At 55.1% G+C, this 25536-nt stretch carries 25 protein-coding genes, 1 tRNA gene and 1 pseudogene; 19 read left to right on the forward strand and 8 right to left on the reverse strand.

Translation table 11 applies throughout. The features are described 5' to 3' along the window. Window positions 1-96 precede the first annotated feature (96 nt). The 8 genes and pseudogenes from ACR0AD_RS10720 to ACR0AD_RS10755 all read left to right on the forward strand — a co-directional run bounded on the left by ACR0AD_RS10720 (window position 97) and on the right by ACR0AD_RS10755 (window position 7630). Window positions 97-858 carry a DeoR/GlpR family DNA-binding transcription regulator gene (locus ACR0AD_RS10720; RefSeq protein ID WP_480487289.1) on the forward strand — a complete coding sequence of 254 codons (762 nt, stop codon included), beginning with the start codon at window positions 97-99 and terminating at the stop codon, window positions 856-858. A gap of 76 nt (window positions 859-934) precedes the next feature. Continuing rightward, window positions 935-2173 carry an NAD(P)/FAD-dependent oxidoreductase gene (locus ACR0AD_RS10725; RefSeq protein WP_480484924.1) on the forward strand — a complete coding sequence of 413 codons (1239 nt, stop codon included), beginning with the start codon at window positions 935-937 and terminating at the stop codon, window positions 2171-2173. A 116-nt stretch (window positions 2174-2289) separates the two neighbouring features. Further along, window positions 2290-2382 (forward strand): annotated as a pseudogene (locus ACR0AD_RS10730) (tripartite tricarboxylate transporter permease); the annotation flags it as partial. A 137-nt stretch (window positions 2383-2519) separates the two neighbouring features. Then, window positions 2520-3398, forward strand: a complete 879-nt coding sequence (locus ACR0AD_RS10735; protein WP_480487291.1) for a GNAT family N-acetyltransferase — start codon at window positions 2520-2522, stop codon at window positions 3396-3398. A gap of 33 nt (window positions 3399-3431) precedes the next feature. Continuing rightward, the gene (locus tag ACR0AD_RS10740) at window positions 3432-3899 is read left to right on the forward strand and encodes a VOC family protein (RefSeq protein WP_480487293.1); all 468 of its coding nucleotides are present in this window, start codon (window positions 3432-3434) and stop codon (window positions 3897-3899) included. Between the two features lie 449 nt (window positions 3900-4348). Then, on the forward strand, window positions 4349-5377 hold the full coding sequence (locus ACR0AD_RS10745; RefSeq protein ID WP_480487294.1) for an SIR2 family protein: 1029 nt from the start codon (window positions 4349-4351) through the stop codon (window positions 5375-5377). A gap of 10 nt (window positions 5378-5387) precedes the next feature. Further along, window positions 5388-7085, forward strand: coding sequence for an ATP-binding protein (locus tag ACR0AD_RS10750; RefSeq protein ID WP_480487296.1), 1698 nt, complete (start codon window positions 5388-5390; stop codon window positions 7083-7085). Further along, window positions 7082-7630 carry a hypothetical protein gene (locus ACR0AD_RS10755; RefSeq protein ID WP_480487298.1) on the forward strand — a complete coding sequence of 183 codons (549 nt, stop codon included), beginning with the start codon at window positions 7082-7084 and terminating at the stop codon, window positions 7628-7630. Before ACR0AD_RS10750 ends, ACR0AD_RS10755 begins: the two co-directional genes overlap by 4 nt. Before the next feature lie 690 nt (window positions 7631-8320). On the opposite strand, the gene ACR0AD_RS10760 is transcribed toward ACR0AD_RS10755, so the two are convergent. The 4 genes from ACR0AD_RS10760 to ACR0AD_RS10775 form a co-directional block, all read right to left on the reverse strand. After that, window positions 8321-8397: transfer RNA gene (locus ACR0AD_RS10760), tRNA-Arg, on the reverse strand. Between the two features lie 64 nt (window positions 8398-8461). Beyond that, window positions 8462-9844 carry an ATP-binding protein gene (locus tag ACR0AD_RS10765; RefSeq protein WP_480484751.1) on the reverse strand — a complete coding sequence of 461 codons (1383 nt, stop codon included), beginning with the start codon at window positions 9842-9844 and terminating at the stop codon, window positions 8462-8464. A gap of 18 nt (window positions 9845-9862) precedes the next feature. Next, window positions 9863-11281 carry a dihydrolipoyl dehydrogenase family protein gene (locus ACR0AD_RS10770; RefSeq protein ID WP_480484752.1) on the reverse strand — a complete coding sequence of 473 codons (1419 nt, stop codon included), beginning with the start codon at window positions 11279-11281 and terminating at the stop codon, window positions 9863-9865. A 3-nt stretch (window positions 11282-11284) separates the two neighbouring features. Then, window positions 11285-12016 (reverse strand): TVP38/TMEM64 family protein, encoded by a 732-nt coding sequence (locus ACR0AD_RS10775; RefSeq protein WP_480487299.1) that lies wholly within the window; start codon window positions 12014-12016, stop codon window positions 11285-11287. 296 nt (window positions 12017-12312) lie between these two features. Here ACR0AD_RS10775 and rpmH point away from each other — a divergent pair, with 296 nt between their 5' ends. From rpmH to yidD, 3 genes are read left to right on the forward strand one after another with little or no spacing between them, the layout of a single operon-like run. Next, window positions 12313-12447 (forward strand): 50S ribosomal protein L34, encoded by a 135-nt coding sequence (gene rpmH / locus ACR0AD_RS10780; RefSeq protein WP_005980833.1) that lies wholly within the window; start codon window positions 12313-12315, stop codon window positions 12445-12447. A 26-nt stretch (window positions 12448-12473) separates the two neighbouring features. Beyond that, a complete protein-coding gene (gene rnpA / locus ACR0AD_RS10785) occupies window positions 12474-12899 on the forward strand; it encodes a ribonuclease P protein component (RefSeq protein WP_267366122.1) in 426 nt (141 codons plus the stop codon). Continuing rightward, a complete protein-coding gene (gene yidD / locus ACR0AD_RS10790; protein ID WP_480484753.1) occupies window positions 12896-13129 on the forward strand; it encodes a membrane protein insertion efficiency factor YidD in 234 nt (77 codons plus the stop codon). Before rnpA ends, yidD begins: the two co-directional genes overlap by 4 nt. Here yidD and ACR0AD_RS10795 read toward each other — a convergent pair. Then, a complete protein-coding gene (locus ACR0AD_RS10795; RefSeq protein WP_480484754.1) occupies window positions 13126-14061 on the reverse strand; it encodes an alpha/beta fold hydrolase in 936 nt (311 codons plus the stop codon). The two genes, yidD and ACR0AD_RS10795, sit on opposite strands and share 4 nt — an antisense overlap. Before the next feature lie 114 nt (window positions 14062-14175). Between ACR0AD_RS10795 and ttcA the strand changes: the two genes are divergently transcribed. The 8 genes from ttcA to ACR0AD_RS10835 all read left to right on the forward strand — a co-directional run bounded on the left by ttcA (window position 14176) and on the right by ACR0AD_RS10835 (window position 22140). After that, window positions 14176-15069, forward strand: a complete 894-nt coding sequence (gene ttcA / locus ACR0AD_RS10800) for a tRNA 2-thiocytidine(32) synthetase TtcA (protein WP_480484755.1) — start codon at window positions 14176-14178, stop codon at window positions 15067-15069. Window positions 15070-15113: 44 nt separating this feature from the next. Then, the gene (locus ACR0AD_RS10805; RefSeq protein ID WP_480484756.1) at window positions 15114-16670 is read left to right on the forward strand and encodes a putative bifunctional diguanylate cyclase/phosphodiesterase; all 1557 of its coding nucleotides are present in this window, start codon (window positions 15114-15116) and stop codon (window positions 16668-16670) included. A gap of 126 nt (window positions 16671-16796) precedes the next feature. Then, window positions 16797-18626, forward strand: a complete 1830-nt coding sequence (yidC, locus tag ACR0AD_RS10810) for a membrane protein insertase YidC (protein WP_480484757.1) — start codon at window positions 16797-16799, stop codon at window positions 18624-18626. Next, window positions 18623-19360, forward strand: a complete 738-nt coding sequence (locus ACR0AD_RS10815) for an MOSC domain-containing protein (RefSeq protein WP_480487303.1) — start codon at window positions 18623-18625, stop codon at window positions 19358-19360. Before yidC ends, ACR0AD_RS10815 begins: the two co-directional genes overlap by 4 nt. Then, on the forward strand, window positions 19357-20010 hold the full coding sequence (yihA, locus tag ACR0AD_RS10820) for a ribosome biogenesis GTP-binding protein YihA/YsxC (protein WP_480474029.1): 654 nt from the start codon (window positions 19357-19359) through the stop codon (window positions 20008-20010). The genes ACR0AD_RS10815 and yihA overlap by 4 nt, the downstream gene beginning before the upstream one ends. Before the next feature lie 60 nt (window positions 20011-20070). Further along, window positions 20071-20934: an acetylglutamate kinase gene (gene argB / locus ACR0AD_RS10825; protein WP_480487304.1), complete on the forward strand. Its 864-nt coding sequence runs from the start codon at window positions 20071-20073 to the stop codon at window positions 20932-20934. 22 nt (window positions 20935-20956) lie between these two features. Next, a complete protein-coding gene (locus ACR0AD_RS10830) occupies window positions 20957-21643 on the forward strand; it encodes a ferredoxin (protein ID WP_480487306.1) in 687 nt (228 codons plus the stop codon). Then, window positions 21640-22140 (forward strand): SixA phosphatase family protein, encoded by a 501-nt coding sequence (locus tag ACR0AD_RS10835; RefSeq protein WP_480484761.1) that lies wholly within the window; start codon window positions 21640-21642, stop codon window positions 22138-22140. Before ACR0AD_RS10830 ends, ACR0AD_RS10835 begins: the two co-directional genes overlap by 4 nt. 44 nt (window positions 22141-22184) lie before the next feature. Here ACR0AD_RS10835 and ACR0AD_RS10840 read toward each other — a convergent pair whose 3' ends face one another. The 3 genes from ACR0AD_RS10840 to ACR0AD_RS10850 are packed head-to-tail and all read right to left on the reverse strand — an operon-like array spanning window position 22185 to window position 25523. Then, window positions 22185-22976: an amino acid ABC transporter ATP-binding protein gene (locus tag ACR0AD_RS10840; protein WP_480484762.1), complete on the reverse strand. Its 792-nt coding sequence runs from the start codon at window positions 22974-22976 to the stop codon at window positions 22185-22187. Window positions 22977-22988: 12 nt separating this feature from the next. Continuing rightward, window positions 22989-24287, reverse strand: coding sequence for an amino acid ABC transporter permease (locus ACR0AD_RS10845; RefSeq protein ID WP_480487308.1), 1299 nt, complete (start codon window positions 24285-24287; stop codon window positions 22989-22991). A gap of 3 nt (window positions 24288-24290) precedes the next feature. After that, on the reverse strand, window positions 24291-25523 hold the full coding sequence (locus ACR0AD_RS10850; RefSeq protein WP_480487310.1) for an amino acid ABC transporter permease: 1233 nt from the start codon (window positions 25521-25523) through the stop codon (window positions 24291-24293). Window positions 25524-25536: the final 13 nt, after the last annotated feature.

The following is a 25536-nucleotide window of genomic DNA, read 5'->3' on the forward strand; positions in this document are numbered from 1 at the left end:
TCGGTATATTTCGAGTCAATAACACGTATTCGGTCAACTTACTACCGTTTTGCAGAAGGGGGCGAGCGTGTTTTTGATATCTGTTCGGACAGGAATTTGACCGCACGCGCAACCGAGCGGCGGAAACACATATCCGCCATGGTGGCCACATTGGGAGAGGTCAGCGTAGAGACATTGGCCCATGAGCTCGGTGCCTCGCCCGAGACTATACGCCGCGATCTATCGGTGCTGGAAGATGCCGGAAAGCTTTTGAAAATCCATGGGGGCGCAAAACAAGTCCCCCAGAATGATGAAGGCCCGTTCTACGCGCGCATGAAGGCCAATTTGGCGGAAAAGCGGGCCATCGCCGATAAGCTTTCCGCATGGTTGCAGGGCGATCAGATGGTCTTTTTGGACACGGGCTCGACAACACTTATTGCCGCCGAAGCGTTGGTCAGGAAAAACTCGTTAAAAATCGTCACGAATTCCCTGAAGATTGCCGGGCTTCTGGCCGCAAAACCTGACGGGCCCAAGGTTTTCATGCTTGGAGGCTGGGTTGAAGGCGATAATAGCGAAACCATTGGCAGCGCGACGGTCACGGAAATCAACCGTTTCAACGCCGATTACGCGATCATCACGGCCGGAACCATCTGTCCAAAAAGTGGGGTTTGCGATTTTAGTTTTGACGAAGCCGAAATTGCACGGGCGATGACACGCAAGGCAAAACGAACCGTCATATTGGCCGATGCGTCAAAGCTCGGGCGGCGTGCCGCCTATCCGGTATGTGCCTTGGCGGAAATCGACATTCTTATATCCAATGCTCTGCCAAGTGCAAAAATGCGTGATGCGCTGTCACAAGCCAGGGTTCAGGTGCTATGACCGGCGCGCCCGAACGCCTTCTTGCACCGCTGCTTCATCCCCGCACAGACCTATTCTCTCCCCTTTCGAGGTTCTAATGGACGTTTTTGATCATATCATTGTTGGCGGCGGTGTGATTGGCGCGTCAATCGCCTATCACTTGGCCTGCAAAGGCGCTGGAAAAATCCTGTTGCTAGAGCGCAATGAGCTTGCAAGCGCAGCATCAAGCCGGGCGGCAGGATTGCTTTTGCAAGCATCAACCAAGCCGGCAAATACACCAATGGCAAAGCAAACCATTGAAACCATACGTAAACTTGAAGACGAGCTGGGCGAAAACGCGGATTTTCATCAGGTCGGCTCGTTGCGTATTGCCGTGTCACAAGCGCGTGTGGCGGAGTTGCAGACCACGGCCAGGGATGCGCTGAAATGGGATATTCCGGTGCAATGGCCCAGCATTGCCGAAATTGGCGAAATGGTGCCGTGGTTGAATACCGATACCATCCTAAAGGCGGCCTTTATGCCTACCGATGGCTATATTGATCCTTATCTTCTGACGATGTTCTATATTCGGGCCGCGCGAGCGCGTGGGGTCGTGATCCGGCCGCGCACCAATGTGAAAGATGTTCTGCGCGACAAAGGAAGGGTTGTGGGTGTCTTGACCGATACCGATAGGATTGCCTGTCGCACCGTTATTGATGCCTGTGGCGCTTGGGCGGCCGTATTTTCGCAACACGCGGGTTTTCCCTTGCCCATGGCCCCGGTACGCAGCCATTATTGGATGACCGAACCCTCGGATATCTATGGCCTAGAACACCCGATAACGATCCTTGCCGATATTGGCGCCTATACACGCCCCGAAGTTGGGGGATTGGTCCTTGGCGTGCAAGAAACCCGTTCCGCAACATTTGACGCTCGCGCGCTGCCAGACGACCCCGCCACATTTTCGCCCACAAAAGGCGAAGAGCATTGGGATGTCCTTGCAGATGCCTATCAGGGCCTTGCGCAATTCTTCCCAGCAATCGAACATGCCGAATTTTCCCATTACATGGCCGGACTATCTTCATATACACCGGATGGAAAAATGCTGCTTGGACCTGTTCCAGAGATCTCTGGCCTTTATGCCGCGGCGGGCGCTTGCGGTCACGGCATCACGCTTTCCGCCGGAATAGGCGACGCGATCAGCGATTTGATCTTAGGGCAACAACCCGCTTTTGATATCGACCCTTTCCGCACGGATCGATTTGGTAAGGTAAACCCTTTTGAGGAAGCCTTTCAATTGCGCTGCGCCGCTGCCCGAGCCTCAAAAACCCGCGCCGATATAGCTAACCCTACATAAATTGATTCAAATTTTGTGCTTGAAGAGTTGTTCTGGTGATTGTCCTGTTTTCCGTCTTAAGGCTTTTACCTTTGCCCTTTTTTGTTCGATTGGGTTGAGGTCTGGTGAGTATAGGGGAAGGTATCGCGGCGGCGGAATCTGCCAATAATGCTGACGTCGCGGCGACATTGATCCCAACCCTGACTTTAGGGGTCCCGGGAACGTCGGTGATGTTTGACTTTTCCGTCGCAGCATTGACCCAACAGAACCCCGGTCGAACTCCCAAATTTCCAGCACCAAATGTCAGCTCTTGAGAAATCATCAGAAAGCGCTTGAGTGATCAATTTATCTGACTAAAGTCAGCTAAATGCAGATTGATCAAATATCCCGTATTCGAAATTTCGGTCGTTCCGTAGCTGTTGAGGTCGGTGCGCTCGAAGATTCCTTTCTAAACCGTGGGCGACCGCTTGGTGCGGCGCGCGCTCTGAATGCAATAGGGCTTGGATACGAAAACGTTTCAGACCTCCGTGCCTTCCTGAAGCTCGATACGGGCCTTCTCAGCCGCTTGCTTCGCGGCCTTGAAGCCGAAGGGTTGATCGTGACAACTCCAAACCCAGAAGATCGGCGCAGCCGCATCACAAAACTTACGAAAGCGGGCGAAGAAGAATTCGATATCTACGAACGCCTCTCCAACGAACGAGCCGCGACCATTTTAGAGCGACACAAGGATGCACGGCGATTGCTCGATGCTATGGATATTGTCACTGTGGCGCTATCACGGGAGAACATTGTCTTTGAAGAAGTGGATTATGCGTCCGACATTGCCACGAAATGTCTAAACGCTTTTGCCGCAGAACTAAGCCAGAGACTCAACCTTGAATTTGATCTCAAGAAATCGGGTGATCCTGAGCTTTCACAGATGAAGCATCCCTATGGAACTTTTGTTGTAGCGCGGCTTGGGGACATGCCTGTCGGCTGTGTCGGTGTGAAAGGAAACGGTGGCTCAATTGCCGAGATAAAACGGATGTGGATTGCTCCTGCCGCGCGAGGCTTAGGATTGGCGCGCAAACTGATGACCTCGACCGAAGGCGCAGCGCGAGATTTAGGAATCAAAACGCTCCGATTGGACACCAACAGCACTTTGTTCGAAGCTGTCGGCTTGTATCGAGCTATGGGCTGGGCCGAGATAGACAGGTTCAACGATGATCCTTATCCTGACTTGTTCTTTGAAAAGCAGCTATCGTGAATAGCAAACTGATGATCTTGGAGAAATACCGGTTTGGATGATCCATTTAAAAGGCCCAAGATCAGAACAGGCTTGTTTTATCAGTTTCCCGACCAGGCTTTAGACTGGCTCGAAACCGCGTTTGGCTTGACTCGGTTGATCGACGTGCGGGACAAATCGGGTGGTCTTGTTCACGCTGAAATGCGGTTCGGCGATTGTTCCATTGTAATTGACGGTGAGTGGCCCAATTTCGTCTCAAGTCCGCAGTCGCTGGATGGGAACACAACACAAGTAATCTATGTGCAGATTGATAGCGGTTTAGACGCGCATTGTGCCAACGCGAGGCAATATGGAGCGGAAATCGTATCTGAGCCGAAGGATCAATACTACGGCGACCGCATCTATCGTGCCAAAGACCCCGAAGGACACATTTGGACATTCTCACAAGCAATAAAGTGTGTGGGTCGTGTTGAAGCAGAACGCCTTGGTGGGGTGGGGATCACTGGATGGCACAGCGAATAACGAAAGAGCCGGACCCTTTTGGGTCAGAAAAGCGTGACGGTTGGGTCGGTTTTGCGTGACACGGCCAATTGATCAGATTCAGAAAATCGACAGCACCGAGTCACAGATGCGCGACGTTCCGCAGCGGCTTAGTGGCGCTCTTATCTTGCCCAACAGGCTGCTGGCACGGCTAATGTCGGCAGGGTCCTGCTTGGTGTGATTTCGTCCAACTGAGATTGAATGTCCCCAAGTGGTGGCGGGGCGTAGGCGCATCGTACTATAGCACTAGAGAGCGTCCCGAATGTTCTCTAGTGCAGAAAGGCTACCAAGCTTTGGCTACTGAGGCAGCCAATCAACTAACTGAGCTTTACGATGTTTTGCTTGAAAAGTCGTTGTAGTGTTTGGGAAAATTGGCTGTTATTGCAGAGGCGAGCAACTCCGGCACAACACACTTTATTGGATAACATTTTTTGAGTATTGAAGAATTCATCCCCAAAACGCGAAATGGTATAGACAACCTTGGCTTCCTATTTGGAGCCGGCACCTCGTTTGAATCCGGTTACCCTTTGGTCGCGGGGTTGACCCAGGAGGTTGTAGGTGCGTTACAGACTTCAGAACGTGAAACATTGGACGAAGTGCTTACAGCATTCAATAAATCGTACAATGAGGAAAAGTCAGCACCCAACATTGAAGAAATCGCCGATCTGGCTATTGAACACCATACCAATAGCCAGCAACAGAGATTTGCCACTCTAAGGGAAAAAATCCGAGATCTAGTGCGCGATGCCATTTTGGGCGTTGAGAAACCCGATATTTCTAACCAAGTTTCCTTTTTTGAGCGCTTAAAAGTCAGGGCCTTCGATCGCCCAACTGACGTTTGGGTGTTTACAACGAACTACGATTTGCTGCTTGAAGATGCCTGCGCGGAAGTGGGCCTAAAAGTCGTAAACGGGTTCGTCGGAGCGACTATGCGGTGTTTTTCTGAGAATGAATTCTCGCTTACTTCGGGAACAACTTCTGGACCTCGTTTCAATCCAGATAACGCACTTACAGTTCGAATCGTCAAATTGCATGGGTCAGTGTCTTGGTTTCAAAAGGGAGAGCGTATTTTTGAGGCATTTCCGGGTGCTATACCGAAAACGGCTTCACGTTACATGGTACTTCCCCGGCGTACAAAAGTGATTGAAACGCTGGCCCCCCCCTACGATCGGCTTTTTCACCTATCCAGCTCGGTTTTGGGGGCAAAATGCCAGTACCTTGTTGCGTCAGGGTTTAGTTTTGGCGACAGCCACATAAACGACACGCTGGTTACACCTAAGATTTCTTCTGGCTCACTGTCGTTCACGAACTTCTGTGCCTTTGAGCCACCTACCCTCGCCTCACTACGAAATCGGCCGAATGTGCTTCACATATGCAAAGACAAGATTGTCCACGGCGGTCAAGAAATCGAAACCCACAACGAAACTTGGCAATTTGGCAAATTTGTAGAGCTGTTTTAGGAAAATTTTTATGAAATATCAGATTGGGAAAGTTATTGAAGTTAAGGGCGATCAAATCGCAATTTCTCTTCGGGAGTACGATGAGACGGATGGCAGTGGTGTTCCTGAAGAGATGGCTATTGATGTAGCCACCCCAGCGGGCCCTGAGAACATTGTAATCGGCCAGCCGGGATCCTTTATAGAATTGTCTCTCCCTAATGGTGCGTTGCTGTGCTTAGTGATTGAAACGCGCATGAAAGAAGCTTCGGTTAGTGCTACCGAGCTAAAAGACGCGAATTCTAAAGGCGAATTTGTGATCGATCAGGTTTCTCGACAGCTCATCTCAATCCCTGTCGGAACACTAAATGCATCTGGGAAATTCGAACGCGGAGCAACCATCCTCCCAACTGTTAACGCACCGGCTTTCGCAGTTCTCCCCAAGACGATTAACGACATCTATACGAGCTTCGCAGAGGGGGACTTTTCCATTGGAAAGCTGTCGCTACTTCCTAACCAAGAGGCCAAGTTAAACCTTGATGCGTTCTTGGGGCGTCATGCTGCCATACTCGGACAAACTGGAGGGGGGAAATCCTGGACAGTAGCATCTATCCTCCAAAAGATCGCGGCCTTTCCACAATCGACGATCTTGCTTCTGGATCTTCATGGCGAATACGCTGGCGCTTTTGGCGATGAGGCCGAAGTAGTCTCAGCATCTGACATTGAAATGCCCTATTGGTTGATGAATGCGGAAGAAATTCTAAGCTTGATGATCGACCGAGCAGAATCCACAGCACCCAACCAGAACGCGAAGTTCAAAGAGTTGCTCCAAGCCGCAAAGGAAGGTAACGCCGAGAACATTGCGCTAAAATTGGAGAAAATTACTATTGATACTCCAGTGTTTTTTGACCTCGACAGCATTATCGAACAATTCCGGGAACTCGACACGCAGATGGTTCAAGGTTCTACCAAGAAGGTCAAAGGACCGTTGCACGGACAGTTTACCCGGTTGTTGATGCGTCTTGAATCACGGCTCAATGATCGACGCTATGACCTTATTTTTAAGCCCAAAACTTTCAAAACTAGCGCCTCAATGGACGATCTCTTTCGAAAAATTCTCGGTGAAGAAACCGGCAATCGAAAGAAGATAGTTGTGCTAGATCTGAGTCCGGTCCCGTTTGATGTACGAGGTGCATTGATCTCTTTAACGCTTCGCTGCCTTTTTGACTTCTCGTATTGGTATAGCCGGGTCAAAGGGGAACGCTTTCCTATCTCAATATTCGCTGACGAGGCCCACATTTACCTCAGTGACACAGCCAACGACTCTGCGCCAAGAGAATCTGCCGAACGCATTGCAAAAGAAGGTCGTAAGTATGGGATCAGTTTGACGGTTATCAGCCAACGGCCTAGAGAGATGTCCTCAACTATTTTGTCACAATGCGGTAGCTTTCTTTGCCTCAGGATATCCAACCCTGACGACCAAGCATACGTACGCAATCTACTACCAGATTCGGTACGTGGTATCACATCCATGTTTTCCTCTCTAAGGCGAGGAGAAGCGATATTGATCGGTGACTCGATGATGATGCCAACACGCATTCAAGTTGACCGGCCCAATCCCGAACCAGACAGTAATGATGCCTCGTTCAAAAATCTGTGGAGCAAGGACCCGCAAGATCTGGATGTAGCTGCTGTTTTGAGTGCATGGCGCAACCAGAAGGTCAAAACATGAAACCTGGACGAGATCTGCTTAGAGAAATCTTTTTTAGAGCTCTTCATGAGTTCACTGAGACTGAAGTCGAGAATGTTATGAATGGCACAAGCGAACGCAACTTGTGTGCTCGTTTAGGCTTCACCCTGGAAACCGGAGTAAAGAAGTCTGGTATAGTAGGATACTACGCAGATCCTGAGTACAACCGCAAACAACAAGGGAGAGTTAAAACCATCTTGGATGAACACGAGCAGATCGTCAAAATTACCTGTGATCTGATCCTGCATAGTAGAGGAGAATTCATAGATGGGGATAATCTGATTGCGGTGGAAATGAAGCGGCGCGAACATCCCGAAGTAGATAAGCAAACCGACCGAATTCGACTGCGTGCGATGACCAAGGCATCATACGATGATGTCTGGTCTGCAGATGGGGTGACGCATCCTGAACATGTTTGTGGCTATATGCTTGGTTACTTCATCGAACTTGATGCACAAGGACGTAGATTTCTTATTGAAGAGTATCAATCTGGCGGAATCCACCAGACAGTTGAACTAAAGTTCTAGGCGACCTGTTTTTTTTCCGACGAACGCTGGCAACTGGAAAGCTGTATAGCGAGTGAGTGAATGTCTAGTTCGACTGGATACACTGCATCATGGTTGAGCCACACGGAGTGAACAGTATGGGCCGTAAAAAGCAACTTTGCAAAGTCGGCTTTATGCGCAAAGCTGCCTTTGGTCGGGCCCAATGTTGCAAACGCAGCGAAGGTCTGCTTGGTGGCGCTCTTATCTTGCCCAACAGGCTGCTGGCACGGCTAATGTCGGCAGGGTCCTGCTTGGTGTGATTTCGTCCAACTGAGATTGAATGTCCCCAAGTGGTGGCGGGGCGTATCGCCCCGCCGCCTCTGTTCGTGGGCCAGCGGGATTTGGACGAGCCAAACGCCCCTGGCTGTCAGGGGGAAAGCGCTGCCTTCCCCCTCGGGCAACCCTATTAGACAGGGCCGTGTCCTCAGCTGCGCTTGCGGGCCGCACCACCCCTGTCGAATAGCATTGCCTCGCCCCCTTCCGCGTTCGCCACGTGGCAGATCAGCAGGAACAGGCGCCTACGGCGTCTGATCCGCAAATCAGCCCTGATTTTCCCAAAAGAAAGTCAGGATCAATGAAATCGGTTTGGGTACTGGATGAAAAATGTGAGGCCAAAAAGGAAAGGTTCTGTCGCTGGTGGCAGAACTATGTGCCGCCTCACAGGGAAACCAGTGGCGGACCGAGGAGGATTCGAACCCCCGACCCCTTGATTCGTAGTCAAGTACTCTATCCAGCTGAGCTATCGGTCCGCGTTGGTGAGGCGCTGTTTAGACCTGTGGTCAAAGACGTGCAAGCCGATTCTTCAAAAAAAAATCAAAAAGTCATGTCTCCACGCGGAAGCCTGATTTCAAAGATCGTTCCATCGGGTCCGGTCTCCTTCAGTGTCAGGTTACCGCCATGCCCGCGCACCAGTTCCTGTGAGATTGCAAGGCCCAGGCCAGAGCCTCCTTTGCGGACCCCACCCTGAAACGGTGTGAACAGGTTTTCACGTGCTTTTGGCGGAAGACCCGGCCCGGTGTCGCGAATTTCAAGACACCAGGCATCCTGATATTCACACCCGACGATGGTGATGTGACCCGGCTTACCCGAGGCTTCCAACGCCTGTCTTGCGTTACGCACGAGGTTCATGATGACACGAAACAACTGCTCGGGGTCGGCGCGGGCGATCAGATCTTCCGGCACTTCGTTCACGATCTCGACGCAGCCCCCTGCGACCGCCAGCTGTTCGCTGGTGGCGACATCAGCCGCAATTGTCCGCAGGGGCACCATCGTCAAGGTGGGCGCAGGTTCTTCTGCACGGCCGAATGCCAATGTGCTTTCACACAGCGATACAGCACGGGTGATCGAATTCACCAACTTCGGAGCCATTCGCCGGACCAGCGGGTCATCACTGGATTCGATCCTGTCCGTGAACAGCTGCGCCGATGTCAGAATGTTGCGCAGGTCATGGCTGACCTTTGCAACCGCCCCACCCAGTTGCGCCAACCGCTCGCGCTGTTTGAGAGCCTGCGTCAGTTCCGTTTGCAGCATCTTCAGCGCTTCTTCCGCCTCGCGCAATTCTGTCACTCTGGAATTCGGAGAGATGATGCCGCGCGCATCTTCGGGTGCGCTGGCATAGCGCTGCATATATCCAACCACGCTTTTGATGGGCCGGACAAGAACCACGCGCACCGCAAGGAACAGTAAGGACGCCGTGATGATCGAGATGACAAAGGACAGCCCCAGAATGCGCAGGCCGTAATCAACCATCGCCATACGGAGGGGAGCGCTGTCGATGGTGACCTCGATCAGCAGTCCCGCGCCCTTGACCGGCTCGCCAATGATACGAATGACTTCATTTTCAGGTATGAATATCCGGCTCACCGCATCCCGGATCAAAATCCATGGACCGGCATCCCGTAGATCAAATGTTTTGGTGATTGCCTCTGGAATCGGAGACGACAGCATGAGTTGGCGGACTTCATCCCGACGCAACACAACGTTGTAGACACCGGCATTCGCCAGCAATTCCGCCTCAAGATCTTCGGCCAGCATATCATCTGCCAACAAAGCCAGCGATGCGATCTGAGCGCGTTCCAGACGGTTCAGTAGGAAATCCTCGCGGAACCGGGCTATCGACGGGACAAAGATCAGGATTTCGGCCAACATAACGAAGACCGTCGTCAGGATCAGAAATCGGCCCGACAGCGAGTTCAATTTACGCTCCTTTACAGGTCAGGGAATCCAACGCTGAACAAACCTGACCACACGTTTAACTGTCTGATTCTCAAACAGCCTTGGAGAGAAATAAGCGCCAGCAACGCGTTTGTTAAGCTCTCCGATTGTCGGATAGGGTGAAACCATAGCAGCGATCTGTCCCATCTTCAGATTATTGGCCAAAGCCAGCGACCACATGTTTATCAACTCGCCCGCCTGATGGCCCACAATCGTGGCGCCGACGGGCCTGCCCTTCACCACCATGACCTTTATGAACCCTTTGGTTTTGCGCTCGGCCAAAGCGCGGTCATTGTGGTGAAAATCAAAGCGCGCAACCTCCAGCCTGTCGCCATGCCGGTCGCGGGCCTGAGCTTCGGTCAGACCTACCTGTGCCAGTTCAGGATCGGTGAACGTTGCCCATGGGATATGCGCCGTTTTCGCCCTGGTGGGCAGGCCGAACAAGGCGGATCGAATGATGATACCCGCATGATACCCGGCAACATGGGTGAATTGCAGCCCCCCCACGACATCGCCAATCGCATAGACCCGGCGGTTTGACGTCCGCAAGCTGCCATCCGTCTTGATTCCGTTTCTGGTGCGGTCAATTCCCGCCGCAGTCAGTTTCAGACGCTCGATATTGGCTTTGCGCCCTGCGGCGATCAAAAGGTGAGAGCCCCGGTGAATATCGCCGTTCTCGGTCACGACCTCCACAACGCCATCCTTTCCGCGAATCTGGGCCACCACGGCGTTTTCGTGGATCACGACACCTTCACTGCGCAAAGCCTCCAGCACAACGGACGCGGCCTCGGGGTCGTCTTTGCCCAACGCCTTTTGCCCTTCAACGACTGTTACTTTACAGCCCAAACGGACATGAGCCTGCGCCATTTCCATACCCACAGGACCACCGCCAATGATCAGCAGGTGTTCCGGACGCTCGCGCAGGTCGAAGATGGTTTCGTTTGTTTGATAAGATACAGTGTCCAGACCAGGGATTGGCGGAACCATTGGCGACGACCCGGTCGCAATCACGATCCGGCGCGCGGTGATGACATGATCTCCGGCCTGCACTTTGGTCGGGGAGATAAAGCTGCCATATTCGCGGATCACCTGGACACCCAAACCTTCAAAGCGTTCCTGGCTGTCCATCGGTTCGATCTGGGCAATCACATCCCGCACATGATCCTTCGCCGCCGCATAGTCGATCTGAGGGTTTACATCGGCCACGCCAAACGCGGCGGAATGCGCCTGACCAAAGGCCGCTTTGCCGCTTGCGATCAGCGCTTTCGACGGGACGCAGCCGAAGTTCAGGCAGTCGCCGCCCATCTTGTGCCCTTCCAGAAGGATCACCTTCGCACCCATCTGGCTGGCACCGGCCGCAACCGATAACCCACCGGACCCGGCCCCAATGACCAGGATATCTGTCTTGAGGTGTTGCATGGGTCAGGCGTCCTTTCCGCCACGCAGGGACTTGATGACAATCGGCAAAGCAGCCAGCACACACAAGCCGACAATGGGGCCAATGACGAAGGGTTCCCACAACAAAGATACGTCCGGTGTTTCGCCACGGTCGAACACACCGCCCAGCCCAACGCCGATCCAGGTGTAAACGATACCCCCCGGAATAATGCCCAGCGCCGTCGTGATCAGAAAATTGCGAAATTTGACGCCCACCAGCGCAGGCACCAGATTGGCCACAAAGAACGGCACAACCGGGACAAGCCGCAGCAGGAACAGCACCGAGATTTCGTTCTCGCGCAACCTGTCTTTCAGCTTCCCAATCGTCCCCTTTGAAGCATCCAGCCGGGCCGTCAAAGCATTGCCCAACCCCCAGCGGGCAGCCAAAAAGATGGCCGATGCGCCAATAGTGGCCGAAAATACATTGAACACCGTTCCGGCAAACAGTCCAAACAGGAACCCACCTGTCATCGAGGCGACAGCAGCCCCGGGCAGCGAAAACGCGACGATTACGATATAGACGGCAACGAACCCGGCCACCATGGCCCAATAGTTTGCGTCCCGCCACGCCAGCAACGCTTCGCGGTTGTCGCGCAGGGTTTCGAAAGTCAGGTAATCACCCAGCGTGAAAAACCCCACCGCGGCGACACCGAGAATCACCAGCAAGGGGATATGACGCGCCAACCCGTTTCGTGGAGCGTGGCTTGTTTCGGACATCTGGCCTTCCGGTTCTTCTTGCTTCATCTTACGCCCAACATGCGCTGCTTGCGCTTTTGGCAACAGGGGGTTCACGGGGCCTTGATCTATGTGGCCGCGAACGTGACAGTTTCAGACGATAATCGACCGATTTGAAATCTTTTCTGCATCCGGTTTACAGAATTGTTGCAAAAGCCGCGAAAACCGGACCGTTGGGGTTTGACTTACACTTCGCTTGGCAGTAGAGGACGGGCTTCGAACACTAGGGCCAGGCGAATCCGCGCCGCACCCGACCGCTATAGATTGGAGACGGAGCGATGAAACGCACCTATCAGCCTTCGAACCTGGTTCGCAAACGCCGCCACGGTTTCCGCGCGCGCATGGCCACCAAAGCCGGCCGCAAGATCCTGAACGCACGCCGCGCCCGCGGCCGCAAATCGCTGAGCGCGTAAAACCGCCCACCGATCAGGGTATGAACATGACGCCGCCGGAGGCCCCTGAGGATGGTAAGAACCACCCCGGGAATACGCCCCCGGCGGCTTCTGTTTGTCTACCCACATCCCTGACGATCCTGAAAAAAAGAGCCGATTTCCTGAAAGCCGCCCGCGCGCGCAGGCAGGGAACGTCTTCGATGATGGTGCAGGCCCGCAGACGCGCTCCGGATGAAGCGGTGGGGCTGCGCGTTGGCTTTACCTGCTCAAAGAAAGTCGGCAACGCCGTGGCCCGCAATCGTGCCAAGCGCCGCCTGAGAGAAGTCGCACGGGCCGTCTTGCCTGTGTCTGGTCTTGAAGGTTGGGACTATGTGCTGATCGGGCGGGCTGATGTAACCGCCGATCTTCCTTATGACGTCCTGCTGAGCGACTTGCGGTATGCGCTTCGCAAAGTGCATGCGGATCGCAAATGACCTTTCTGTCCCATATCGTCGCCCTGCCCGTTCGCGCGTACCGGCTGATTTTCAGCCCCTGGGTTGGTTTCAACTGCCGCTATCAGCCCACATGCTCGGCCTATGCACTGGAAGCATTGGAAAAACATGGCGCGATCCGGGGATCGTGGCTGGCTGCACACCGGATATGCCGATGCCACCCCTGGGGCGGTGACGGTTACGATCCGGTGCCCGACAATTCCGACCCTTAAATCAACGCCAGGTTGCCGCGGTCGGTGAAGCTGCGGGTCGGAATGACCTCTCGGTCCAGTTTCCCCATCAACGTATGGTGCAAGTCTTCGAAAAACCGAGGCGAATCAAAATACCAATTGTGTGTCGCCGAAGGCCCATCCCCGTATTCATCGCGGGTATTCTTGAAATGGGACCCGCAATACAGATTGACCGCTTTCTCAGGCCGGTCGTTTGGCATTCCGACACGGCCCAGTCGGCGCGATACTCCGACACGCTTGACCTCTGAAATCGACAAAACCTCGTCAAAGGGGCTGTAATAGCATGTCAGCCTGGTACAACGTCGCATCAGAGAGGACGTCTTGGAACTGCCGTCACGGAACGATTTCGCGGATACATCCGCCGCGACAAACGCGATCTGACTGGTCATCCAGCTGTGTTGCGCGGTTTCATGGTCGTCATCGGCATAATCCATGGCTTCGCGCACCAAGAACGTGCCCATGGAATGCGCCAGAACATGGACGTTATACCGGCAATCCGCGGTCTGCATCCTGGACAGCCGCGTGATCCCGTGACTGAACAATTTTTCTGCCGCACGCCGCGCGTCAGCCCGGTCAACGTTATAGCCCAGAACCGATCCATCGCTTGGCCAATCATAGCTGATGACCACACCGTTAAAGCCATGCGCCTCGAGACCGGTGCGTATTTTGCGGTGACGTTCCAGCATCTGATATTGCTCGGTATTGAACCCGTGCACGAAGACGACAATATGCCCATTCTCGGTAGCCGTCGCCCCGGCTTCGGCCTGAATCCGGCTTATCCATTGAGACTGCGGTATTTCATGCTGCCGTGCCGGTTGCCCGACATTTCCCGGAATAGCCAGATATCGCGCGGCACCCATCTTGTTTGAATAGTGATCGCCGCTGCGGGCGCGGACCGAAAAGAAGTAGTCCATAATATACCTCCTGAAAAATACGCGCAGGGTAACACGGGTGCAACTACGCTCCAAACGCGGTTGATCCTGCTTCTACGCCTTGCCCGGGCCTTCGGTCCACTGTAACCACGGCGCATGTTTGATGATGCAGACGATATCCACCCCCTGTTTGCCGGCGCGCCCTCGACAACCGAGTTCAAGAAGCTGCGCAAACGTATTGTGCGCCAGACCCGTGAAGCGATCGAGCAATACGGGATGGTGGATCCGTCCGCCCACGACAAGGATGGCAAGCCACCCCGCTGGCTGGTCTGTCTTTCGGGTGGCAAGGACAGCTATACATTGCTGGCCGTTCTCTACGAGCTCAAATGGCGGGGCCTGTTGCCTGTCGATCTGCTGGCCTGCAATCTGGATCAGGGCCAGCCGGGCTTTCCGGCCACGGTCCTGCCCGAGTTTCTGGGTCGAATGGACGTACCGCATCGGGTCGAATATCAGGACACATATTCCGTTGTGATGGACAAGGTCCCGCAGGGCCGGACCTTTTGCGCCCTGTGTTCCCGTTTGCGCCGTGGCAACCTCTATCGCATCGCGCGCGAGGAGGGATGCTCGGCGGTCGTTCTGGGGCACCACCGCGACGATATCCTTGAGACGTTTTTTATGAACCTGTTCCACGGCGGTCGTCTTGCCACGATGCCGCCGAAACTGGTGAACGAAGAAGGCGATCTTTTTGTATTCCGCCCGCTCGCCCATGTCGCCGAAGCCGATTGCGAGAAATTTGCAAAGGCGATGCAATACCCGATCATTCCCTGTGACCTGTGCGGCAGTCAGGATGGGTTGCAGCGCCAGCAGGTCAAACAGATTCTGGATCAATGGGAAAAGAACAGCCCGGGTCGGCGACAGGTTATGTTCCGAGCGTTAACAAATGCGCGGCCATCGCACCTTCTGGATGGAAAGCTATTTGATTTCATTAACCTTTCGCTAAATTCCAACGAAAATTCCGGGAATTTGGAAGAGATTCCGCTTCTGCGTTAACGACTGACTCAGACTGGTTTCATAGGCTTTGCCTTGTGCAGATCATGCCCAAGGCCAGAAAGCTGATGCGGAACCATCCCCTTACCGACCGTTTTGTCCATTCGTTGAAAACCGTTCTGGGCGGCCCAGCCGCGCTGGCCTTTGTTCCGGCGCTTTGTCTGAGTGCATTCTGGATTGGGGGTGAACAGGCCCTGGTTGCACTGGCCCTGATTTTGCCTCTGATCGTCGCAGGCATCAATGCGTTCGCAGCCAATCCGTCGCGTAAGGGGCTTTGGCGTCCAGGCGGTCTGCTGTCAAAGGACCAGTTTGAAACAGTTTTGGAGAAGGTATTTGCCGACGCCCGCCTGAAGGGGGAAAACTCGGCCTGTTTCGCGGTGGTTCTGGATGACTTTACGCAATTGCTTGATCTGCACGGACAGGCGGCGGCAAACCACGTTGCACAGCAATTCTGCTCGCGCGTTTTGTCCATGATCCGCTCAAATGATTGCGCAACCCGGATGGGTGGAAACAGGATGATGGTTGTTCTGCACCCGGCACGGCAACTGGATTTGGAAGCTTGTATTCAGATGTCGGGCCGTATGCAAAACGCCGTAGAAGATCCCATCATGCTGAATGGTACCGGCGTGTATATGTCCTGTTCCATCGGCTTTTGCCTGAGCAGCAATATCACTGACGGCTCTGCAATCGATTGGCAGGAGGCCGCAAATAACGCCCTTTTGGAGGCACAACAAAACGGGCCATCCACGATTCGCGCTTTTTCCTCTCAGACGCGCAGACGGGCACAGGTCAGGATCAACTTGCGCAAAGAATTCGAAGCGGCGCTGGACAGCGGTGAGATCCGTCCATGGTTTCAACCCCAGATCTCAACCGATACCGGGCGTATCAGCGGGTTTGAAGCTCTGGCCCGCTGGGAACATCCGAAAAAAGGGGTTCTTGCCCCCAATGTGTTCCTGCCCTTTGCCGAACAGGCCGAACTGATGGACCGGTTGGGTCAGGCCATGCGGCATCATTCCTTTTCCGCAATGCGCGACTGGGATCGGTCCATGCTGTCGGTGCCGCGCATCGGGATCAACTTTTCATCTGACGAACTGCGCAATCCGGGCCTGATCGACCGTCTGAAATGGGAACTGGATCAATTCGATCTGACCCCTGACAGGCTGGCGGTCGAGGTGTTGGAGACCGTGTTCTCCAGACGGCCCGACGATGTCATAACCCGCAACGTCACCGGGCTTGCCGCAATGGGGTGCTGTATTGATCTGGACGATTTCGGGACAGGACATGCCTCGATCGGTTCTATCAAACGGTTCAACGTATCGCGCATCAAGATCGACAGGTCTTTTGTTGCCAAAGCGGATCTGGACCCAAGCCAGCAACAGCTTGCCAGCGCCATTCTGATGATGGCAGAACGTTTGCATCTGGAAACTCTGGCCGAAGGTGTCGAAACGCCGGGTGAGCACGCTTTGATGGCCCAACTGGGTTGCGATCATGTTCAGGGATTTGGCATCGGCAAGCCCATGCCATTCGAAAAAACCAAGGATTGGATCACGTCTTACCGCAACAAGGTCGACGGTGTTCCCAAAATCGGGCGGAAAACGCGGTAGGGAACCGGAAATCGCGGTAAAGAAGACCCCTCCGTGACGAAATGACGGGCGATTCCGCTTGACCTTTGGGTCTGCACTCTGTTGAACCCTGCGGGTGTCTTTCACTGCTCAAGGTGGCTGTCCCCGATGGACGATCAGAACAAGAACCTTATCCTCGCAACCGCGCTCAGCTTTATCGTGATCCTGGTCTGGTTCGTGCTGTTCCCCCCTCCGGAACAGACGACAACCCCGGATCAGGCTGAAGTAACCAGCGTCGAAGGCAGTGAGGTTCAGACGCCCAGTGCGGCCGACACCAGTACTGTCGGAGAGGCAACTGCGGCAGCTGCCGAAGCTGAACCCGAGGCCGAAGCGCCCCGCATCAATATCGACACGCCCCGCCTGACCGGTAGCCTGTCGCTTGCTGGCGGTCGGATCGACGAGCTGTCATTGAAAGACTACAAGGTCTCGCTGGCCGAGGATTCTCCGATTGTCGAGTTGTTGTCGCCAGTCGGATCGCAATCCGCCTATTACGCCCTCTATGGCTGGGCTCCTGGCGCGGGCCTGACCGGTGCAGATGTTCCCGGACCAAATACCATCTGGACGCTTGAGCAGGGCGAAACCCTGGGTGTTGACACACCTGTGACGCTGGCCTGGGAAAACGGCAATGGACTGACGTTCCGCCGCACCATCGCGGTTGACGAGAACTACATGTTCACGGTCACGCAATCTGTCGAAAACGCCACCGGGGTTGAAATTGGATTGGCACCTTATGGCATTCTTGCGCGCCACGGCATTGGCGAAGACGGGGACCTGCCGGACCTGAAGAACTTCTTCATTCTGCATGAGGGTGTGATCGGTATGGCCGACGGCACTCTGACCGAAGTGGACTATGGCGACGTTCGTGATTTCGATATCGACCCGGACGAGCGCGCTCAGGCCGAGGTGTTTCAGGTCAAGGAAAACGGCTGGATCGGGTTCACTGATCACTTCTGGATGACCACGCTGATCCCGGAACCCGGTTCTGCGTTCAAGGCGGCTGCCAAATACGACTCGCGTCGCAAGATTTACCAGACAGAAACGGTACTTCCGACGCTGACCGTGGCACCGGGTGCGACCGAGCAGGTGACAACCCAGCTGTTTGCGGGTGCAAAAGAGTGGGAGACCATCCGCGAATACCAGGCTGACGGTGTGCAGAAATTCATCGACAGCATCGACTGGGGCTGGTTCTTCTTCCTGACCAAGCCGATTTTCTGGCTGCTGCACAACATTCATGCACTGATCGGCAATATGGGTTGGTCCATTATCGGCCTGACGCTGATCATCAAGGCAATCCTGTTCCCGCTGGCCTTCAAATCCTACGTCTCGATGGCGAAGATGAAGGAACTGCAGCCGCAGATGGAAGCCCTGAAGGAAGCCGCGGGCGACGATCGTCAGAAGATGCAACAGGGCATGATGGAGCTGTACAAGAAGGAAAAGGTGAACCCCGCTGCCGGTTGTTTGCCGATCCTGTTACAGATCCCGATCTTCTTTTCACTGTACAAGGTGATCTTCGTCACGATCGAACTGCGTCAGGCACCGTGGTTCGGCCCCTTCCAGGACCTGAGCGCACCTGACCCGACCTCGATCATGAACCTCTTTGGCTTGCTACCCTGGGCCGGCCCGCAGCCGGACACCCTGATGGCGCTTATCTTTATCGGTATTCTGCCGCTGCTGCTGGGAATCTCGATGTGGCTGCAACAGAAATTGAACCCGGCACCAACCGATGCCACACAAGCGATGATCTTCGCGTGGATGCCGTGGGTCTTCATGTTCATGCTGGGCGGTTTTGCCAGCGGTCTGGTCGTGTACTGGATTGCGAACAACACGATCACCTTTACCCAACAGTATCTGATCATGCGCAGTCAGGGCTATACGCCGGACGTGTTCGGAAACATCAAATCCGGATTTAAGCGATTGCCGAACACGGACAAGAAATGAGCGGAACAGTTTCAGGCCTTTGGCGTCACCCGATCAAAAGCCATGGGCGTGAAGCCTTGAGCCAGATTACCCTCAACCCCGGGCAGACCATGCCCGGGGATCGCGTTTGGGCCGTTGCCCATGAAGCGGCCAAGACCGACGGAACGGAATGGGCCCCGTGTGTGAATTTCAGTCGCGGTTCAAAAGCCCCCAAGCTTATGGCGATTTGGGCGAAACTGGACGGCGAGCAGGTCACGTTGCACCACCCGGACCGCCCGAATCTGAGCTTTCATCCTGACACAGAAGAATCGGTTTTCCTGGACTGGGTAAAACCGCTTATGCCCTCGGATCGCGCTGCGTCCGCCCGAATTGTCCGGGTGCCCGGGCGCGGCATGACCGATACCGATTTCCCGTCAATCAGCCTGTGCAACATGGCCTCTCATCGCGCTGTTGAACAAAAGCTGGGCCAGTCTTTATCTGCGGCACGGTGGCGGGGAAACATCTGGTTCGAAGGCCTGCCTGAGTGGGATGAATTCGACTGGCTGGGCCGTGACCTTCGCATTGGCGAAACCGTACTCCGGGTTCGCGAGCGTATCATTCGCTGTCTGGCCACCACTGCAAATCCGGAAACCGGCGAACGCGACGCGGATACTCTGGGCGCGCTGAACAGCTGGGATCATCAGGATTTCGGTGTCTATGCAGAAGTCATTCAGGGTGGTGAAATCCGCCTGAATGATACGCTGGAGTTGCTATGACCACGCTTCCGTTTCCGCTGGCCGAAGAGCCGGATGACTTCGCCAAAGAACGCGGTCGCAAACTGTTTGCCGGCCCGTCTGAATTTATCAAAGGCGTGGTCGCCATGACGGGCCTGCCCGCCCCTGACCGGTTGGAGGTTTGCTTTGCCGGGCGCTCGAATGTCGGCAAATCCAGCCTGATCAACGCGCTAACCGGAACCAAGGGTCTGGCGCGTGCCTCGAACACACCTGGCCGCACGCAAGAAATCAACTTCTTCACGCAAGGCCCAGACCTCTATCTGGTGGACCTGCCGGGCTATGGGTATGCCAATGCACCGGTTAACGTGGTTGAAAAATGGCAGAAGCTTCTCAAGCAATACCTGAGCGGTCGTCAGACACTGCGCCGTGCCTTTGTCCTGATCGACGCGCGACACGGGGTAAAACCGGTCGACGCTGAAATCATGAAATTGCTGGATACCAGTGCCGTGACCTTTCAATGCGTCCTTACTAAGGCCGACAAGGTCAAGGCCAACGAGCGCGAGAAGGTTCTGGAACAAACCCGTGCGGCTTTGTCCAAACATCCCGCAGCATTCCCGGAAATCGTCCTGACCTCGTCCGAAAAAGGCGACGGGATTCCGACCCTGCGCTCGATCATTGCGCATCTGGAATAGCTTCGCCCTTGGCAGCGCGGTGCAAAGGCCCTAACACGGACGGTCAGAGGGACCTTAGCAATGAAGACACGTGACATGAACCGGGACTGGATCGCCACCGCAGCAACCCTGAACAGCGCATTGCCCTATCTGCAGCGCTATGATGGGGCCATCGTCGTCATAAAGCTGGGCGGGCATGCCATGGGCAGTGACGAGGCGATGGAGAGCTTTGCCCGCGATGTCGTCTTGATGCGGCAGGTCGGCGTGAACCCGGTTGTTGTGCATGGCGGTGGTCCAATGATCAACGCGATGCTGGACAAGCTTGATATCCAGTCCGACTTTGTGAACGGCAAGCGCGTGACCGACACGGCAACCGTCGAAGTTGTCGAGATGGTTCTGTCTGGCTTGGTGAACAAGCGCATCGTTCAGGCGATCAATGGTCAGGGCGGCTCGGCCGTGGGTTTGTCGGGAAAGGATGCAAACCTGATGATCTGCGACCAGACGGATGCGTCTCTGGGTTATGTCGGCACCCCTTCCGAGATGAACCCGAAAATCCTGCATGATCTGTTCTCGCATGATGTGATCCCGGTAATCGCCCCGCTGGGTGCGGGGCGTGAGGGTGAAACGTTCAACGTGAATGGCGATACGGCAGCCGGGGCGATAGCCTCGGCATTGAAAGCTGACCGCCTTCTGCTGCTGACTGATGTCTCGGGCGTCAAGAACGCGGCGGGCGACGTGGTGACCGAGCTGAAAGCCGGCCAGATCCGCGAGATGACCCGCGAAGGCACCATCGCGGGCGGTATGATCCCCAAGACCGAAACTGCCCTCGATGCCCTGCACAGCGGCGTTCGGGCCGTCGTGATACTTGACGGGCGCGCGCCAAATGCGGTTCTGCTTGAACTGTTCACGGAACATGGCGCCGGGTCGCTGATACGGCCAGACTGATCGCAGCAACAGCCGAGGGAAGATGACAGACCTTGCGCAACCTTCCTCAGTTCCGGATGCGGAAACCTATGGCCGCGTAGAACATGCGGCGCGTCAGGCGGGGTTGATTGTCATGGGTGCGCTGCATCCTCATCGCGTGGCGGCCCGGCAACTTGACACTGGCACGCTGGTCTTGCTGGGCGCGGGTCCTGATTTCTGGCCTGCTCTGAAAGCCTCGCCCGAATGGCGGGGGCCTGATCCAGTAGACCGCTGGTCAACCAGAGTCGTCGGCCAGATGGCACATGCGTTCGGTGCACAGGCCTATTTCCCCTTTGGTGGTCCGCCCTATGCGCCATTCATCGACTGGGCCCTGAAATCGGGACGCACTTTCAGCAGCCCGGTGGGGGCCTTGGTACATGACACGGTCGGCATGATGATCTCATATCGCGGCGCACTGCATTTCGCCCATGAGCTTGCGATCCCCGAGGCGTCCGGCGTTTCCCCCTGTGACACCTGCGCCGCACCGTGCACGACGGCCTGCCCTGTCGGCGCGCTGAACGCGCAAAACTTCTATGACATCGCAGCCTGCCACAACCATCTTGATACCGCTAAGGGGCAGTCCTGCATGACGGGCGGCTGTCTGGCCCGCCTCGCTTGCCCGCTCAGCGCTGGCGCAGGGCGCGACCCCGAACAATCAGCCCATCATATGATGGCCTTTCACCCGTCGTGACCCGCACCCTGATCCTGACGCGTCACGCCAAATCCAGCTGGGACAATCCGGGACTTGGCGACCATGAACGCCCCCTGAACAAGCGTGGGCGCAGGTCTGCCCCCGCCATTGGTGCATGGCTGCGCGATAACGGCTGGCTGCCGGAAGAAGTGCTAAGCTCGACGTCAACCCGCACCCGCGAGACATGGGCCCGGATGGGGTTAAAGGCCGATAAGGTCCGCTTTCACAAATCGCTCTACCACGACGCCGATGCCGAAGACATGTTGCGCGAGTTAGCAGGTGCCACGGAACCGACTGTGTTGATGCTGGGCCATAACCCCGGAATCGCCGAATTCGCCAACCGCCTTGTGCAACGGCCGCCGGATCACATGCGCTTTTTCGACTATCCGACTTGTGCAACCACTGTGATGAAATTCGACGCCGACAGCTGGTCAGACGTGCGCTGGCATATGGGCGCGGTGCTGGGCTTCACCACTGCGCGTGAGTTGCTGGAATAGAAAAAGGCGGGGCAAAACCCCGCCTTTCCACTATCTTGAAACGTTCAGTGTCCCAGAATCTGGCTGAGGAACAGCTTGGTCCGCTCGCTTTGCGGGTTGTTGAAGAACTCTTCAGGTTCGTTCTGTTCCACGATCTGACCGGCATCCATAAAGATCACGCGGTTGGCGACCTGACGGGCAAAGCCCATCTCGTGGGTCACACAGAGCATGGTCATGCCTTCTTCGGCCAGTTCGATCATGGTGTCGAGCACCTCTTTGATCATCTCGGGGTCCAACGCTGATGTCGGTTCATCGAACAACATGATCCGCGGCATCATGCACAGCGAGCGGGCGATCGCCACACGCTGCTGCTGACCACCCGAAAGCTGACCAGGATACTTGTCGGCCTGCTCGGGGATTTTCACCTTTTCAAGGAAATGCATCGCGCGCTCTTCGGCCTCTTTCTTAGGCGTCTTGCGCACCCAGATCGGGGCCAGCGTGCAGTTCTCCAAAATGGTCAGGTGCGGGAACAGGTTGAAGTGCTGGAACACCATGCCAACCTCGGACCGGATCTTGTCGATGTTCTTGAGGTCATTCGACAGCTCGGTCCCATCCACGATGATCGTGCCCTGCTGGTGTTCCTCCAGCGCGTTCAGGCAGCGGATCAGGGTAGATTTCCCTGACCCGGACGGACCCGCAATAACAATCCGCTCGCCCTGATTGACGGTCAGATTGATGTCGCGCAGCACGTGAAAGGACCCGTACCACTTGTTCATGTTGGTGATTTCGATGGCGACCTCGTCGCTCACCTGCATTTTGGAACGGTCGATTTCGCGGTCAATTGCAAGTTCAGACATGTGTTGAACTCCTTAACGATGATCCGTGGCAAGGCGACGCTCGAGCCACTGAGAATATTGAGAGATGCCGTAACAGACGACGAAGAACAGAAGCGCGGCAAAGCCCAGAAGCTCCCAATAGACGCCGTTCCATTCGGTTGACGCCAGGATGGGACCCCGGATCATGCCCACCAGATCGAACATCGAAATGACCGAAACTAGTGTGGTGTCCTTGAACAGGCCCACGGCCACGTTCACAATCCCGGGGATCGAGATCTTCAGCGCCTGCGGCAGGATGATCAGCCGCATCGCCTGCGGGTAATCAAGGCCCAGACTGTCTGCTGCTTCGTACTGCCCACGTGGAAGCGCGGCCAGACCGCCGCGGATCACCTCGGCGATATAGGCGGCTGAGAACATGGTGATCATGATCACAACGCGCAGGAACAGATCGACAGTGCTGTCAGGCGGGAAAAAGTAGGCCAGCATCACCGAAGCTACGAACAGCAGCGTGATCAGAGGCACGCCGCGGATGAATTCGATGAAGATGACACAAACCCACTTGATCAGCGGCATATCCGACTGACGACCCAGCGCCAGCGCGATACCCAGCGGCACCGACAGCGACACACAGGTCACACCCAGCATCATGTTCAGCATGAATCCACCCAGGTCACGGCTGGGAACGTAAGTCAACCAAGCGTTTTCTGACGCGCCTTCAGGGATCAGTACTGCGCCGACATTCCAGACTATCAGTGCAATGACGATGGCACCAAAGAACCCGGCGGCAAAGCTGTTCTTACCCAATTTCTGGAACACCGTACCCGCAGCGATACAGCCCACCAGCGCAACCAACGGCGCAAGGATTGTACCACCCCAGATCAGCCAGAACGCGATAAACGGGTAAAGCCCGGTAAAGATCAGCAGCTTGCGCGGTAGATCGAAAAACAGCACAGGGGCAAAGGCCACCAACATCAGCACAAAGGCCAGATTCGGGCGCCAGTATTCTTCGGCCGGGTATTTAAAGCCGTAGATCAGTTGCGGCCAACGTTCAGTCAGAACCGCGAAGCACGCACCAGTCTTACCTGCCAGAATTTCGCGGCATTCCGCCAGCGAGTTCGCATTCCAAACTCCATTCAGAATCCACGGTAGCGTGTTCTTCAAAATGAGGTAGATCAGGATCAGCGAGATCACCGTCAGGATCGTGTTAGCCACACCCGAGAACAAGTTCTCGCGCATCCACTTGGCCACACCGACCTCGTTTGCTGGGGGCGGTGAGGGGGGGATTGTACCTTCGGCCACGAAGGCGATCGAGTTCGTCGTTTGATCACTCATGGCTCAGCGCTCCTTCAACTTGACGGATGCGTTGTAGATGTTCATCACCATCGAAATCAGCAGCGAGGCTGTCAGGTAGAACAGCATCAGCAGCAGAACACATTCGATTGCACGACCTGTCTGGTTAAGCGTGATACCACCCAGCGTTGCGGTGATATCCGCATAGCCCACGGCAATCGCCAGCGACGAGTTTTTGGTGATGTTCAGGTACTGCGAGATCAGTGGCGGGATAATCACCCGCAACGCCTGCGGCAGGACCACGAGGTTCATGATCCGTCCAGGGCGAAGACCCAGCGCCGCGGCAGCCTCGGTCTGACCTTTGTTGATCGCTTGAATACCCGCACGTACGTTTTCGGCAATGAAGGCACCGGTGTAAATCGACAGGGCGAACCACAATGCGATTAGTGGTGCACCGATTTGAAGACCCCCGCGCAGATTAAATCGGTTGGCCAAAGGATCAGGCAGGTCCCATGACAGTCCCAACAAAAATAGAACAACGATAACCGGCAAGAACCAAATCGCAGCGTTCAACAGCAGGGTGTTCGGTCTGACGCCTGTTTCCTCTTGTTTGATCTGGGCGTTTTTTTTCACTAACCGCGTAGAGAAATAGGACGCGACCAATACTGCAATTACAAGCAACCAGTTCGCAACGCCGCCAAAACCACCTGTAAAGTAGGGAAGCGGTACGTAAATTCCCCGGTTGGTGAAGGCAAAGAGTCCGAGCACCATTCCACGATCGGCATCTTCACCCAAATAGGCCCTTGGTGCGGGCATCGTAGCGGTGATGATGAAGAAGATGATAAGGATCCAGATCAGAACCGGAATATTCCGGAAGATCTCGACATAAAACGCCATCAGCTTTGAGATTAGCCAGTTGTTGGACAAGCGCAGAACACCCGCGAGAACACCAAAGATGGTCGCGGTTATGCAGGCCAGAAAGGCGACCAGCAGCGTATTGAGAATACCCACAATCGCCGCCCGCCCATGAGAGGCCTGGCTGTCATATTCAATGAGGCGTTGGTTGATATCGTACCCAGACGGATCGCCAAGGAATGAATAGGAAATGTTAAGGCCAGCGGCCCTGAGGTTCTGGATCAGGTTGTTGCCCAGATACCAGATGCTAAGCGCAATAACGATTGCCGCAATCACCTGAAATGTCATCGAGCGATAGCGGGTATCGTTTATGAGCATCGACAGCCGAAAATCAGCTTTCGGCGGGTCAGTCATAGTCGACATATTTTGGAATCCC

It is taken from the genome of Ruegeria sp. BH8 (assembly GCF_056538065.1).